This window comes from Campylobacter sp. RM16188 (assembly GCF_012978795.1).
In the GTDB taxonomy this organism is placed as follows: Bacteria; Campylobacterota; Campylobacteria; order Campylobacterales; family Campylobacteraceae; genus Campylobacter_A; species Campylobacter_A canis.
This window is the reverse complement of record NZ_LIWQ01000017.1, coordinates 1-13148: the sequence shown is the minus strand read 5'-3', so window position 1 is coordinate 13148 and position 13148 is coordinate 1. Positions and strand designations below refer to the sequence as shown.

Below are 13148 nucleotides of genomic sequence, written 5' to 3'. Positions count from 1 at the left end.
CTTTTGCACACTCTTGTGAAGAAATTTTCTAAAACAAATTACCGAAAATACAAGTAGCAATATTCCAGTGAGAATAGACGACATTGCAAAGAAGCTATTTTTTGACGTGCAAAGAAATATTATCAAAAATTTGTATTACACTACATTATCGGATTTCCAAGACTATACAAATAGCGTTATTTGGAGCTATAGGTTTAACGGAAATGTGTTTGGAGAGTTTAAATTCGACTCAAGCGACTTGTAAAAAGTAAATTTGATAAAAGCCCGAAACATCTCGGGCTTAAAAAATAGATCTATTTTTTATCTTCCAAGCGATCTAAATGCTTTTTGATGAACCCGTCAAGATCCTCTTGTTTTAAGATAGTTTTGCCAAGCTTTTCCTTGCACTCTTTGCCGATCTCGCAAAGCACTTTACGGTTAGTCGCACTTTGGGATTTACCGTGTTTTGCAAGTATTGAGTTTAGCTCATGCTCTTCTGAGAAGTTGATTAGTTCGCGATCTGTTGCCATTTTAGCTCCTTGTTGGAAAATTTGTGCATTAACTATACACTTTTATTGTTAATATTACTCTCTGCCTTTTAAAAGTGGCACAAACATGCACTCATCAAGCTTCGTTTCGCGGATATTTCCATTGTCGTCTTTTTGAAATTTGACGATGTATTGTTTGTCTCCTTTTTTGATTGGAGCAACCAAAATTCCGCCATTTTTAAGCTGATTAAACAAATTTTGCGGCACGCTTTCAGTCGCTGCCGAGAGCAAAATTCTATCATACGGCGCATAGCTTTTCCAGCCGTTGTTGCCGTCATCATATCTAACGTGGATGTTTTTGATGTTAAGAGTTTCGAACCTCTTTTTAGCTTCGGTTGCAAGCTTTTCTATCCTCTCCACGCTAAAAACCCTGTGAGCCAGCTTTGCCAAAATGGCAGCCTGATACCCACTTCCGCATCCTATCTCAAGCACATTATCAACACCGTCCGCCTCAAGCGCCAAAGTCATCTTGGCGACCGTTAATGGCGAGCTTATCCACTGATTGCCGCTTATGGGCTGCGCATCAAGTTTGTAAGCGTGCGTGCTGACCGGAGCAAAGACCCCTCTTGGAGTTTGCCTTAGTGCTTTATAAAGTTCCGGCGACAATATCAGCTCGTCAGCTATCTCGTCAGCCATAATAGTACATTTTGAAATTTCTAATCCAGTCATATTTTTTACCTATTTTCCTATGCTTTGCCTAGCTTTTACGATGAGGTTTTTATCAAATTTCACCTCTTTTTTGAACTCACCGCTTGGCAAAAATACTCCGCTAAATTCCAAATCAAGCGAGCTTGATGCCACAACAAAGCAATTATTAACTATTGCTAAAGCCTTACAAAGCGTCATATAAGCTTCTTCTCTGGCTTTTCCCCACATTGCGGGCGCTAAGATTATGTCACACTCTTGTAACTTTACCCAAAATTCCGCAAATCTAAGTTCAAAGCAGATTAAAACACCTATCTTTATATTGTAAAACTCAAAAATTCTTATGCCCTCTTCACCCCCTGTGTCAAATTTTTCATCTTCTAAATTCGGCTTAAACAGCTTGTGTTTGGCTTGTTTGTGAAAAATTTCAGCCGAATTTAAAAGCAAGAATTCGTTATAAATTTTAGTTCTTTGTTGGCTTTTTTGACTTTGTTTTTTAGCATCGTCTTCGTGCTTGAAGCTTGTTAAGTGCGTAAAGCCAAGAAATTTATCCGCCTCAAGCACTTCTTTAAGTTTTTTTACAAGCTTATTATCAAGCTTATCAAGCGTGCTTGTATCGCTTTTACTCTTTAAAAGACCGTTAAAATCATATCCGCTTATACAAAGCTCACTAGCTAAAATGAGCGAATTTGAAGGCGTGTTTTTAATAAAATTTGCCAATTCTTTCAGTCTGCCTTCATAATCCTTTGCAAAAAGCGTAACGGGAACTAAATTCAGTTCACAAATTTCGTTAGAAATCGTCAAAACTCAAGCTTCCTTTTGAGTAGTTTGTGACTTTTCCTTCAAAGAAATTCGCCTTTTGATCGTTAAATTTAGCAAAGTCATCAACCCATTTTATCGGATGGGAAGCGTTGTAAATTTTGTTTAGCTTGATCGCTACTAGGCGCTGATCGATTAGATAGTGGATGTACTCTTCGATTATCTCGCCCGTTAGCCCCATTATCTGATTTTGAGTGATGTATTTGCCCCACTTTATCTCAAGCTCACCGGCTTTTTTGAACATATCATAAATTTTAGCCTCGATTTCAGGCGTAAAGAGATCCGGGCGCTCGTTTCGAACCGAATTTATCATGTTTTGAAAGAGCAGCAGGTGGGTGATCTCGTCGCGCTGAATAAATCTAATCATCTGCGCGCTTCCAAGCATTTTGCCCGCACGAGCCAATGCATAAATCGCCATAAAACCGCTGTAAAAATAAATTCCTTCTAAAATTTGATTTGCCACCATCGCAAGCAAGAGCTTTTCATCGGTAACCTCTCCCGCAAGCTCTTCATATACGCTTGAGATGTAGTCGTTTTTCTCGCGCAGTACGTCATCGTGCTTTTCCATCTCGTAGATAAGATCGGTGTTATCGCAAATCGCTTCAACCATAACAGCGTAAGATTTACTGTGGTTTGCCTCCTCATACGCTTGGCGCGCTAGACACGCGTTGATTTCAGGAGCCGTGATATATGGGTTGATGTTGTCTGCGAGGTTGTTTGTCTGAAAGCTGTCCATAGAGATAAGCTGGCTCCAAACCAGATCATACATGCGCTTTTCAGCTTCGGTTAGGTTGTATGTGTAGTCGCGCACGTCATCGGTTGTATCGACCTCTTTTGGAAACCAAGTGTTAGCTTCCATCAGATCCCAAAGCTTAAGCGCCCATTGGTATTTGGCTTTAGTGAAATTTAAAATTCCGTGCGGATTACCGTTAAAAACGCGCCTGTCGGTTAGCGTTTCATCTGAACTCGGGTTGTAAATTCTTTTTCTTTCCATAGTTTATCTTTCATCTGAATTAAGTTGTGATAAAGATTTTATCTAAGATAAAATTTAAAAGCCTTTAAAGGCGTTTAAATTAAGCCCTAGAGTTATTTGCATAGGGCTGTATAATAGGAAATTATAAAAATTTATTTAGTCTTTCTGTCTTGGTCGCAGCGATAAAGACCCGCTTCGCCACGAAGTGAAAAATAGTGTAAATTTGAGCTTGAAATTTTGGCGTAAAATTCTCTTGCATCTTTAAGCTCGCCTTTCTTTTCAAGCTCGCTAGCATTTTTAAGAGCGCTAATTAGTTCGTCATACTCTTGCTTTAAAGCCTGAGATAAGCCTTCTTGCAAGCTATTTTCGCCCAGTTTTTGCTTGGCTGAAATTAGATAAAACGCAGCAGTAGCAACTTCTTTTTTTATATCGTCACACGACTTGAATTTATCCTTTTGCATAATCTCAAGCATGCAAATTACTTCCTGAAGATAGTTTAAAGCACAGCCTATTTCCAAATTCGCTTGCTTTAAAGGCTCTTTTGAAGGCTCGTCTTTTGTTTTTGGAATTTGATTCTTGCAGCGATAAATTCCAGCTTGTGCAAAAAACTTGAAGTATCCTTCGTCTGCTTTAGCAAGCAGCTCTTCGTATAGCTCTATGGCGGTTGTTAATCTATTTTGATTTTCTAGGTTGATTGCCTCTTTAAATATCCAACCCAAATTCTCAAATTTTATTCGTTTTTCTTCGCTTCCGTCAAGTCCTTTACCCATGCTTTCATTTAACTCGGGATAAATTTCATATATCTTTTTTAACGCGTTATAGACGTAAAATGACGATTGTAAAGTTTTGATGTCTTTAAAATCTTTATTTGTATCAATTAATCTGCCGGTTGCTTGATTGATTTGTATCTTTACCTCTTCAAGATATAAATTTATCTTTTCAAATTCTTCCATTTTTATCCTTTTAGACTAAATTTAGTATTTTTAAAAGAGCTAATATATAGGTGTATATATTTAATAAGTTATTTTACATATCCTATCTCTTGGCAACTTTCTTGCCGATTTGCTATTATAATGAAAATCGGTATCATAATTTTACAAAATCAAGTCTTAGCTTGGAATAAATTTATTTTATATTTTTAAGTTTCAATTGAAATTTATAAATTCGGCGAATATAGCGCTTAACTAAACTCGCCGAAAGAGAAGAGTTATCTTCTTAAATTTATCGCCGTTTTTATCATATCATCGCTTGTCGTGATACTTTTTGCGTTTGCGTCAAATGCCTTTTGTATGGCGATTACCTCGGTTAGCGCTTGGGCCAAATTTACATTTGACTGCTCCAGCGTCGAGCTTGCGACTTTTGCCCCGTAGATACTCTTACCGCTTTTATCTTTGTAAAATATCGGTACACCAGAATTTGCACTTTGAGCGTAGATATTTTCGCCAAGCTTTGCTAATCCTTGCTTGTTTTGAAAGTGATAAAGCGCAACCTTGCCTACGGCTATTGATTTGCCGTTAGTAAAGCTTGCAAGGATATTTCCGCTGCTGTTTGTGAAATACTCTTTGAGAATTCCTTCTGCGCCGCCGTCTTTGGTTACGGATAGAGTTTTTGCTCCTGCACTGCTTGTTAGCCCAACGTATCCTGCCGGAGTTTGCGAGCCAAAGTCGATTTTTAGAGGAGTTCCTCCATTACTAAGCCCGCTCAAAGTGTGTGAGATGAGCGTACCTTTATCACCAAATACAAATTCGCCCTTTGAAGTTGAAAGCACGCTTTTATCAGGCGCTGTTACGGTAGCTACGGCTTGCCAGATTGTTTGGTTTGCGCCTTGAGGGATTTTTTTCGTAAAATCAATCATAAGGGTGTTTTTCTCGCCGTTTGGTCCGTATAGTTCGGTTACGAATTTCTCTTTGTTTGCTTTTTCCTGCACGGTTGTTAATGTTGCGCTTATGCTAAGAGGTTTAGTAAGATCAAACGTCGCAGGTAGCGGCTCGTTTATGACCCAATTGCCCTCTTTATCAAGCGCGCCGATTACCGAAGTTTTTATCCCGTTTGCGTCGGTTAAATTTACTCGCACCATATTGCCCTCTTTTGGTTCGAATATAGTGTCGCTTTTTTCTATTTTTCCGCTTAAATTTATCCTTCTTGTGGCAAGATCTACGTTGCTTACGTAAGTTTTTTCATCAATCGGCAGTTCAACTTGCTCTTTTATGATGCTTGAGTTTAAGTTGCCTTTATAAGAAATTTTTGTCGTTACTTCGGATGGTAGATATAAAAAATCAGGCAGTTTTATTTTGCCTTGAGAGGCGATATCTCCAAGCTCAAGATCGCTTGCGGCAGCCAAGGTATAAGCCTCAAGATAAGGCGTAATGGAGTGAGTTTTGCCAAAAATTTGCAGAGCGTTTTTGCTAGGAGTTACGCTAGTTAGCGGATTTTGCACACCTGTTACGTATCTGCCGCTATTATCTACCAAATACCCCTCTTTATCTACGCCAAAAGACCCCGTGCGGGTGTAGTAAGTCTGCCCGTTTCTATCAAGCACTCCAAAAAACCCGTCGCCTTGTATCGCCATATCAAGCCTGTTGTCAGTAGCTATCATCGAGCCTTGTTTGTAAAAACTAAGAGCAGTAGTTTGTCTGGATGCTCCAAGCCCGGCTTGATCGGTTGTCGGCTTGTTGCCCGCGCTTATGACGCTTTGATAAAAGATGCTTTTAAACTCAGGGATAGAAGCCGTAAAGCCGACATTGTTTATGTTTGAGATATTGTTCGCCCAAACGTCCATGCCGAAATTTTGCGTCTTAACTCCGCTTACTCCGTTATAAAAGCTTCTTACCATCTCTTATCCTTTTTTAGGTTCGGTAAATTCTTTAATCGCGCTTAAATTTACATATTGCCCTGCGATTTTTACCTGCGCTTCTCCATCGACAAATCTAATCGCCTCGACAGGGTATGTGCCCGTGCCGCTGTTGTGATCTTTGCCGTCTTTGTCTTTGTAGGCTATCTCTACATTATAAACGCCAGCTTTTACTTCGTTGCCGGAGTTGTCCTTGCCGTCCCACTCAAGGGCAAAAACTCCAGCTTTAGCGTCTTTAAAGGTCTGCTTTCTTATGACGTTTCCTTCTTTGTCTTTGATAGTGTAAGTGCCTTCAGTGGCGTCTTTTTCGAAGTAGCCGTTAAATTTAATATTAGTTGATTTATCGGTTTTTACTATTATGCTTTCGCCTACGTTTGCCATCTTGCCAAGAGCCGAAACCGCATACATACTTGTACTCATCTTAAGCTGATCCGCCAGTTTTTTCATCATCTGATTTGTGTTTTCTTGAGTTTCAAGAGTGGCAAGTTGGGATGTCTGCGTGAGCATCTTTTCGCTATCCATAGGACTCGTCGGATCTTGGTATTGAAGTTCTGTTAAAAGAAGTTTCATAAACGCATCCTTATCAAGTTGTGCTCTAGGATTTGTTCCGTTTGCTTTAGCAAGTGCTTCAGCCTCTTTTTGCGCTTTCATTTTGTCGATTGTGAATTGATTTGAGCCTAAGCCGTTATTGATATTTGTAGCCATATTTTTTCCTTTTTTGATTATTAAATATACTTCGGTAATACGATTTCAAGCATAGGACTTTCGGCTATCTCCATGCCTTCGTTTTCTGTTAATTTCGAACCTTTATATGCTTTGCCGCCTTGATCTTTTCTTTGATTTTGATCGCTAAAATTCATCTCAAGCTCGGTAAAACCCATATTAACTAAGCTCGCTTTAAATTCCGCCTGATTTTGCAAAAACAAATTCATGGTTTGCGTCGTGGAGTTAAAATTTATATGCAGGTTGTTTCCGCGATTTACCATCGTAATCTCAACCTCGCCTAAATTTAACGGATTGAGCGTAATGTTAAAGCGCATAAAAGGCGATTTGTAAGCTTCAACCTGCTCTTTTAGAGTAGTGTTAAAGTTATCAAACGTCTGTTTTACAAGCTGTAAATTTTTGCTTTGACTTCTTGCGTTTTGCATTATCTCACGCACCATGGAATTTAGCTCGCTTTCGCTGTTTGGGCTACTTTGTTCTCCGTTAGTTTCGCTTTGTTCTCTTTGAGGATAAAGCAAGCTTTGCAAATTTACCTTGCTTGTATTTAGGCTTTTTTCGTCTGCTTTTAAAATTTCGGATTTTGAGATATCTGCTTTTATGGACTCTTTTTGAATTTCTTTTTGTATGTTTTGAGCCACTGCCTCTTTTATTGTTTCGCTATTTGCAATGCTTTTTATTAAATTTTCATTTGAAATTTGAACTTGAGCGGACTTTAAATTATCCACTTTTGGAGTCTGCTTATCCCCTAAATTTGAGCTTAAATTCGCTCTTGCTTCGTTTGCTATTTCTTTTGAAATCTCTTGCAGGAGCTTATTTAGCCTAACGGGCTGGGCATCGTCTTTGCTAAGCTGCAAGGCTTCTTCAACTTTTGCTTTTAGCTCCATGCTATAAATTTCAGCAGGTTTTACCGGTAGAAAAAATTCTTTTTTGCCTAAATTCGGAAATTTAGCGCTTAGTTCGCTAGCATGCTCTTTGCTTATCGTTATCTTTTCAAGCCCTAAATTTAGCTTTTTAGCAATGGCAATTAGCTCATGGATATTTTTTGCACCTTTTAGCTCATGGATAGTCGCTTCATTTGAAAGAGCTTTGGCAAGCGGAGCGGTGAAATTTGGAAATTTGGAAATTTTCTCGCCGCCGTTTAACATCTCAAGGATTTGCAAAAGCTGCATAAACGTAACGTTTGTAAAAATCTTGCCCGCCTCTTCGTCGCCTAAAATTTCTTTTACGTTTATATCCTCGCTCTTTTGCTCGGATTGCGCTCTTTTTTGAGCCGACATGTTTATGGAATTTACGATATTTTTTATATCTTTTTCATCTAAATTTTCGCCCTTGCCCGCTGCGGCCTCAAGAACCAAAGATAGAAATTCGCCGTTTTCTTCGCTGCTTGAGTTTGTATTTGGCTGCTGCTTAATGCCGCCTGCTATACTAGCGTCAAACGAGAGAATTTTGCTCTGGGAAGTTTGCATAAATCGCCCCTTTAAAATTTAACTTCTAATTTGTATGCAAATTTCATTCCAAATTTATCCTATTAAAAATGTAAGAAAAATTTAGATATAATCGGACTTATTTTGAGGAAATTGGAGATAAAATTTTGGAAAAGATTAGAAATATAGCCGTCATCGCGCACGTTGATCACGGCAAGACGACGATGGTTGATGAGCTGCTTAAACAATCAGGCACATTTAACGAGCATCAAAACGTCGGCGAGCGTGTTATGGATAGTAACGATATCGAAAGAGAGCGCGGTATCACGATCCTTTCAAAAAACACCGCGATAAAATACAAAGATACAAAGATAAACATCATCGACACTCCGGGGCACGCGGATTTTGGCGGTGAGGTTGAGCGTGTGTTAAAGATGGTTGACGGCGTGCTTTTGCTTGTGGATGCGCAAGAAGGCGTTATGCCACAAACCAAATTCGTTGTTAAAAAGGCTCTTTCTTTGGGTCTTCGCCCGATAGTTGTGGTAAATAAGATAGATAAGCCTGCAGGCGATCCTGATCGCGTAGTAAATGAAATTTTTGATCTTTTCGTGGCTCTTGAAGCAAATGACGAGCAGCTTGAATTCCCTGTTGTTTATGCAGCTGCTAGAAACGGTTATGCAAAGTTAAATTTAAGCGATGAAAATGTCGATATGAAGCCGCTTTTTGAGACGATTTTAGCGCATGTGCCTGAGCCTAGCGGAAATTTGGAAAATCCTTTGCAGCTTCAAGTTTTCACGCTTGATTATGATAATTATGTGGGCAAAATAGGTATTGCGAGAATTTTTAACGGCAAAATTTCTAAAAACCAAAACGTAATGCTAGCCAAAGCGGACGGCACGAAATCAACGGGTAGAATTTCAAAACTCATCGGATTTTTGGGGCTTGAAAGACGTGATATAGAAGAAGCCGGAGTGGGCGATATAGTGGCGATTGCGGGATTTGACGCGCTTGACGTGGGTGATAGCGTGGTTGATCCAAATTCGCCTATGCCGCTTGATCCGCTTCGCATAGAAGAGCCTACTTTGAGCGTAGTTTTTTCGGTTAACGATAGCCCGCTTGCGGGAACGGAAGGCAAACACGTAACGTCAAATAAGATTGATGAGCGACTTGCAAACGAGATGAAGACAAATATCGCGATGAAGTATGAAAACCAAGGCGAAGGGAAATTTAAAGTTAGCGGGCGGGGCGAGCTTCAGATAACGATCTTGGCTGAAAATATGCGCCGAGAGGGCTTTGAATTTTGTCTTGGCAGACCTGAAGTAATCGTAAAAGAGATCGAAGGCGTAAGATGCGAGCCTTTTGAGCTGCTTGTGATAGACGTGCCTGATGAATTTAGCGGAACGGTTATAGAAAAACTTGGTCGAAGAAAGGCTGAAATGGTTTCGATGAGTCCTACGGGTGACGGACAAACCAGAATCGAATTTGAAATCCCTGCGCGCGGATTAATCGGCTTTAGAAGTCAGTTCTTAACAGATACCAAAGGCGAAGGCGTGATGAATCATAGCTTTTTGGAATTCCGCCCGCTTAGCGGAAGCGTGGAGCAAAGAGGCAACGGCGCGCTGGTTTCTATGGAAAACGGCGTAACGCTTGCGTATTCGCTATTTAACTTGCAAGATCGCGGCGTGCTTTTTGTCGATCCGCAGACTAAGGTTTATGTGGGTATGATAATCGGAGAGCATAGCCGTCCAAACGACCTTGACGTAAATCCTATCAAAGGTAAAAATTTAACCAACGTGCGCGCAAGCGGAAGCGATGATGCGATCAAGCTTGTTCCTCCTAGAAAACTAAGTCTTGAGCGCGCTCTTGAATGGATCGAAGAAGATGAGCTGGTCGAAGTAACGCCTGTAAATATTCGTGTCAGAAAACGCTATCTTGACCCGACTATAAGACGCAGAATGGCAAAATCAAAAGAGTAAAATAAACTAAAATTTTGTAGTCGTGATGAAATTTGCGGCTACAAATTCAGATCATATCCTTCGCACTCTTCATAATAATTAATTATAAATTTTAACCCTATTTTTGATATACTTTATTTAAAATTTTAAACAAAAAGGATGAGAGATGTATTATGCTTTAGGGGCTTTTGTTGCCCTTGTTTTGCCTTTTGTGCTTATATACAACTCGCTTGTTATGAAGCGAAATCAAGTTTCAAATATCGAATCGGGAGTCGATACTCAGCTTAAGCGTCGCTATGATCTCATACCAAATTTGGTAGCTTCCGTAAAAGAGTATCTGGTGCATGAAAAATCCCTTTTAGAGCGCATTACCGCACTTAGATCAAGTGCGCAAGGAGCTATGACAAGCGAGCAAAAATTTGATCTAAACAGCGAAATTTCAGGGCTTATGCCGAATTTAAAAGTTGCGGTCGAGAACTATCCTGAGCTAAAAGCAAATGAAAATATATTAACTTTACAAAAGAGCCTAAACGAGGTCGAAGAGCAAATTTCAGCAGCCAGAAGGGCTTATAACGCCGCAGTTACGCAGTATAACAATGCCGTTGAGATGTTTCCTTCAAATATCGTTGCAAATTTGATGAATTTCAAAAAGGCGGCGTTTTTCAAAGCTCCTGAAAATGAACGCGCAAACCATAATGTAAGCGAGCTTTTTAAACGTGACTGATTTGGCTCTTTTGGAGCTTGAGCGCAAAAAAATTAACGCCAAACTCACTCGTATGAGGATATTGGTAGCTTCTATCAGCCTCTTTACCGGCGGGGTTTTGTATAACCTTACGGGAGATATATCTCAAAGTGTGTTAGTTTGTGTCGTCTGTTTTTTTGGCTTGCTTGGATTTTTTAAAAACATGCTTACCGAGGATTTTACGAAGAAATTTAAGCAACAAGTGATACAAAAGATAGTTGAAAATTTAGGGCTTAATTACAGTAGAACGGAATTTGTGCATATAGGGCATTTTGAGGTGCTTTACGATACTTCGGGTATCGATAAATACACTGGCAACGACTTGATATTTGGCGATGTGGATGGCGTAAATATCAAATTTAGCGATGTGCGAGCGTCAAAAACTATCGAAACTAAAAACGGCAAAAGACAAAGCGTGCAGTTTTTGGGCGTAGTTTTTGTAGCGGATTTTCATAAGAAATTAAGCTGTGTAACGCAAATTAGGCACAAGGATTTTTCTACCAAATTTAAAAGATACGGGCATAAAGCTTATATGGACGATGTGGAATTTGAAGAGATATTTGATGTCTATACGACCGATCAGATCGGTGCTAGATATGCTCTAACTCCTTATCTTATGCAGCAGTTTAGGTATCTTGAGCGCAGGTTTAATTGCCCTATGAACGTCGTTTTGATAGCCGATAAAATTTATATGGCAATTGATATGGACAAGGATAGTTTTGAGCCTGATATGTCGCAGATGTTAGTCGGCAAAAGCAAAGCGATCGCGGGATATGAAAACGAGATAAAAAGCTTCATAAGTATCGTCCGCGATCTAAATTTAAACCGTAAAATTTGGATGAGTTAGCGTAAAATTTGTATTTATTACGAAGACTGTTTATGCTACTGAATTATTGCTTAGATGTATAAATCATCTTAAATTTATTAAGTTTGCTATAATTGGCTTGTTTGTCAAGTAAAATCGTTCTTGCAAGGAGAGTTTATGAAAGGAACGGTTCTAAATGCCGATACTATAGCCGCCGATGACGGTAAATACTACAAATTCAGCGAAGATGATTGCAAAAACGCCATAGCCGCTATCGGCGATAGAGTTCGCTTTAGGCCGGAAGGCACTCAAGCTAAAAATATATTTATTATACAGCCTGAAGATGAAAGCAAGCCGGCTGAAAATGATCCTCAAAAAGAGCCCCAAAGAAGCGAGCAGACGATAAAAGCGGCAAGAGATTACGAATTGCTGTCGGTTGCTAAATGGCAAGGAATTTCATCTGCACTCTTGCCTGCTTTGATCAAAATATATATAGTGTTTTTTGATGTTTTTGGCAAAAAGCAAGAGGTCCTTGAAGTTGTTGCGATTATTTCGGGGATGATGCTAACTTATTGTGCGTTAAAAAATATCGCCACTATCTCGCAAAGCCGCGATATACATACTAATTACGCTAAATCTATGTTTATTTTGATCGGTTTTTCGGCGGTTATGATTATAGCGTCAAGCTTGATGCTTGAATTTGCAAATTTGATAGTAGCGGTTAAGCTTGCGACTCTAGCTTTGCTTATATATGTGTTCATGATTCAATTTAACGTATTTTCCGAGCTTGCGCGTCTTACTCGCAACGGGCTTTTTAGGAAATATATCGTGTTTTACTCTGCCGGCTTTGTGATGGTTGTTTTGGATTTTTTAAGCTTCTTTGGCGGAATTTTTCTGCTTGTTAGCTTTTTTATCTATATTTTTGCATGGAAAGGCACTTTTGAGGTAGTGGATTTTAAAAGCGACGATCATTTTGTTTATAGATAAATTTGCAAATGACTGCGAATTGATAGCTTTAGACTTGATATGCGAGCGATAAATCGCCAAGTTTTTAACGCTCGTAACGTTTTAAAGATGTTTTATAAATTTTAGCCTCTTTATCGTTGCTTGCGATAAAATTTTCAAAACTCTCGCTTGTAAATCTTAAAGGCTTTTTATCTATCTCTCTTCTTATCCTTTGGCTTCTAGAGCCAAAATTTTCTTTATCTTTGGAGATTTCAAGTGCGAAATTTAGCTCGTTGATAGTTGAGTTTAAAATTTTACTCATGCACCGTCTTGGTCCGAGGATAAATTCGCTCTTGTTTTCAGGATAAATTTGTCTTAAAGATCGGATAAGCACTCCGCCAAATTTGCCATCTTTAGTTGCAAAACAGATATCAAAGCCAAAGTTGTGAAAGAAAATTTCACCCGCTTTTGTGTCTCTTTTATAGACGTTTTTATCTTTGCTTGATAGATAAATTTCAATTTCTGCGAAGGCAAATTCAAGCCCGGAAATTACAAGAGTGCGGTGTATTATAAGATCTTTCATGAATTGATCTAAAAATTTGTCTGAAATTTCACCGCTTAAGTCCAGCTTTGAAAAGTAGTTTTTTAAATTCTCATCGCCTTTCAAATTTGCCTCCGAATGATAAATTTAAACTAATTATACTGCAAATGAGTAATATGAGATTAATATATTTTCGAT

General features: G+C 39.0%; 14 protein-coding genes. 5 read left to right on the top strand and 9 right to left on the bottom strand.

Annotation, left to right across the window (positions count from 1 at the left end; translation table 11 throughout):
* Positions 1-67: 67 nt before the first annotated feature.
* A complete protein-coding gene (locus tag CDOM16188_RS09630; RefSeq protein ID WP_172201771.1) occupies positions 68-244 on the top strand; it encodes a hypothetical protein in 177 nt (58 codons plus the stop codon).
* Between the two features lie 49 nt (positions 245-293).
* Here the strand turns inward: CDOM16188_RS09630 and CDOM16188_RS09625 are convergent, their stop codons facing one another.
* The 8 genes from CDOM16188_RS09625 to CDOM16188_RS09590 form a co-directional block, all read right to left on the bottom strand.
* On the bottom strand, positions 294-509 hold the full coding sequence (locus tag CDOM16188_RS09625; RefSeq protein ID WP_172201769.1) for a hypothetical protein: 216 nt from the start codon (positions 507-509) through the stop codon (positions 294-296).
* Positions 510-563: 54 nt separating this feature from the next.
* Positions 564-1196 (bottom strand): protein-L-isoaspartate(D-aspartate) O-methyltransferase, encoded by a 633-nt coding sequence (locus tag CDOM16188_RS09620; protein ID WP_169941835.1) that lies wholly within the window; start codon positions 1194-1196, stop codon positions 564-566.
* Positions 1197-1205: 9 nt separating this feature from the next.
* Positions 1206-1976 (bottom strand): carbon-nitrogen hydrolase family protein, encoded by a 771-nt coding sequence (locus CDOM16188_RS09615; protein ID WP_216656281.1) that lies wholly within the window; start codon positions 1974-1976, stop codon positions 1206-1208.
* On the bottom strand, positions 1963-2985 hold the full coding sequence (locus tag CDOM16188_RS09610; protein WP_169941837.1) for a ribonucleotide-diphosphate reductase subunit beta: 1023 nt from the start codon (positions 2983-2985) through the stop codon (positions 1963-1965). The genes CDOM16188_RS09615 and CDOM16188_RS09610 overlap by 14 nt, the downstream gene beginning before the upstream one ends.
* Before the next feature lie 131 nt (positions 2986-3116).
* On the bottom strand, positions 3117-3917 hold the full coding sequence (locus CDOM16188_RS09605) for a hypothetical protein (protein WP_172201767.1): 801 nt from the start codon (positions 3915-3917) through the stop codon (positions 3117-3119).
* Positions 3918-4171: 254 nt separating this feature from the next.
* The gene (locus CDOM16188_RS09600; RefSeq protein WP_172201765.1) at positions 4172-5797 is read right to left on the bottom strand and encodes a flagellar hook protein FlgE; all 1626 of its coding nucleotides are present in this window, start codon (positions 5795-5797) and stop codon (positions 4172-4174) included.
* Between the two features lie 3 nt (positions 5798-5800).
* Positions 5801-6520 carry a flagellar basal body rod modification protein gene (locus tag CDOM16188_RS09595; protein WP_211436680.1) on the bottom strand — a complete coding sequence of 240 codons (720 nt, stop codon included), beginning with the start codon at positions 6518-6520 and terminating at the stop codon, positions 5801-5803.
* Positions 6521-6540: 20 nt separating this feature from the next.
* Positions 6541-8004 carry a flagellar hook-length control protein FliK gene (locus CDOM16188_RS09590; protein WP_172201763.1) on the bottom strand — a complete coding sequence of 488 codons (1464 nt, stop codon included), beginning with the start codon at positions 8002-8004 and terminating at the stop codon, positions 6541-6543.
* Between the two features lie 125 nt (positions 8005-8129).
* Here CDOM16188_RS09590 and typA point away from each other — a divergent pair, with 125 nt between their 5' ends.
* From typA to CDOM16188_RS09570, 4 genes are all read left to right on the top strand, one after another.
* On the top strand, positions 8130-9938 hold the full coding sequence (gene typA / locus CDOM16188_RS09585) for a translational GTPase TypA (protein ID WP_169941862.1): 1809 nt from the start codon (positions 8130-8132) through the stop codon (positions 9936-9938).
* 145 nt (positions 9939-10083) lie between these two features.
* Positions 10084-10641 (top strand): LemA family protein, encoded by a 558-nt coding sequence (locus CDOM16188_RS09580; protein WP_172201761.1) that lies wholly within the window; start codon positions 10084-10086, stop codon positions 10639-10641.
* Positions 10642-10693: 52 nt separating this feature from the next.
* Positions 10694-11506, top strand: a complete 813-nt coding sequence (locus CDOM16188_RS09575; RefSeq protein WP_172201759.1) for a DUF3137 domain-containing protein — start codon at positions 10694-10696, stop codon at positions 11504-11506.
* Between the two features lie 135 nt (positions 11507-11641).
* Positions 11642-12451 (top strand): hypothetical protein, encoded by an 810-nt coding sequence (locus tag CDOM16188_RS09570; RefSeq protein ID WP_172201757.1) that lies wholly within the window; start codon positions 11642-11644, stop codon positions 12449-12451.
* 64 nt (positions 12452-12515) lie between these two features.
* Here the strand turns inward: CDOM16188_RS09570 and CDOM16188_RS09565 are convergent, their stop codons facing one another.
* Positions 12516-13076 (bottom strand): sulfate ABC transporter ATP-binding protein, encoded by a 561-nt coding sequence (locus tag CDOM16188_RS09565; RefSeq protein ID WP_172201755.1) that lies wholly within the window; start codon positions 13074-13076, stop codon positions 12516-12518.
* Positions 13077-13148: the final 72 nt, after the last annotated feature.

Excerpts from the sequence above, each read along its gene's own strand:
- CDOM16188_RS09580 (WP_172201761.1), top strand. The coding sequence starts at position 10,084 with ATGTATTATGCTTTAGGGGCTTTTGTTGCCCTTGTTTTGCCTTTTGTG.
- CDOM16188_RS09605 (WP_172201767.1), bottom strand. The coding sequence starts at position 3,917 with ATGGAAGAATTTGAAAAGATAAATTTATATCTTGAAGAGGTAAAGATA.
- CDOM16188_RS09570 (WP_172201757.1), top strand. The coding sequence starts at position 11,642 with ATGAAAGGAACGGTTCTAAATGCCGATACTATAGCCGCCGATGACGGT.
- CDOM16188_RS09595 (WP_211436680.1), bottom strand. The coding sequence starts at position 6,520 with ATGGCTACAAATATCAATAACGGCTTAGGCTCAAATCAATTCACAATC.
- CDOM16188_RS09590 (WP_172201763.1), bottom strand. The coding sequence starts at position 8,004 with ATGCAAACTTCCCAGAGCAAAATTCTCTCGTTTGACGCTAGTATAGCA.
- CDOM16188_RS09575 (WP_172201759.1), top strand. The coding sequence starts at position 10,694 with ATGAGGATATTGGTAGCTTCTATCAGCCTCTTTACCGGCGGGGTTTTG.
- CDOM16188_RS09610 (WP_169941837.1), bottom strand. The coding sequence starts at position 2,985 with ATGGAAAGAAAAAGAATTTACAACCCGAGTTCAGATGAAACGCTAACC.
- CDOM16188_RS09620 (WP_169941835.1), bottom strand. The coding sequence starts at position 1,196 with ATGACTGGATTAGAAATTTCAAAATGTACTATTATGGCTGACGAGATA.
- CDOM16188_RS09625 (WP_172201769.1), bottom strand. The coding sequence starts at position 509 with ATGGCAACAGATCGCGAACTAATCAACTTCTCAGAAGAGCATGAGCTA.
- CDOM16188_RS09600 (WP_172201765.1), bottom strand. The coding sequence starts at position 5,797 with ATGGTAAGAAGCTTTTATAACGGAGTAAGCGGAGTTAAGACGCAAAAT.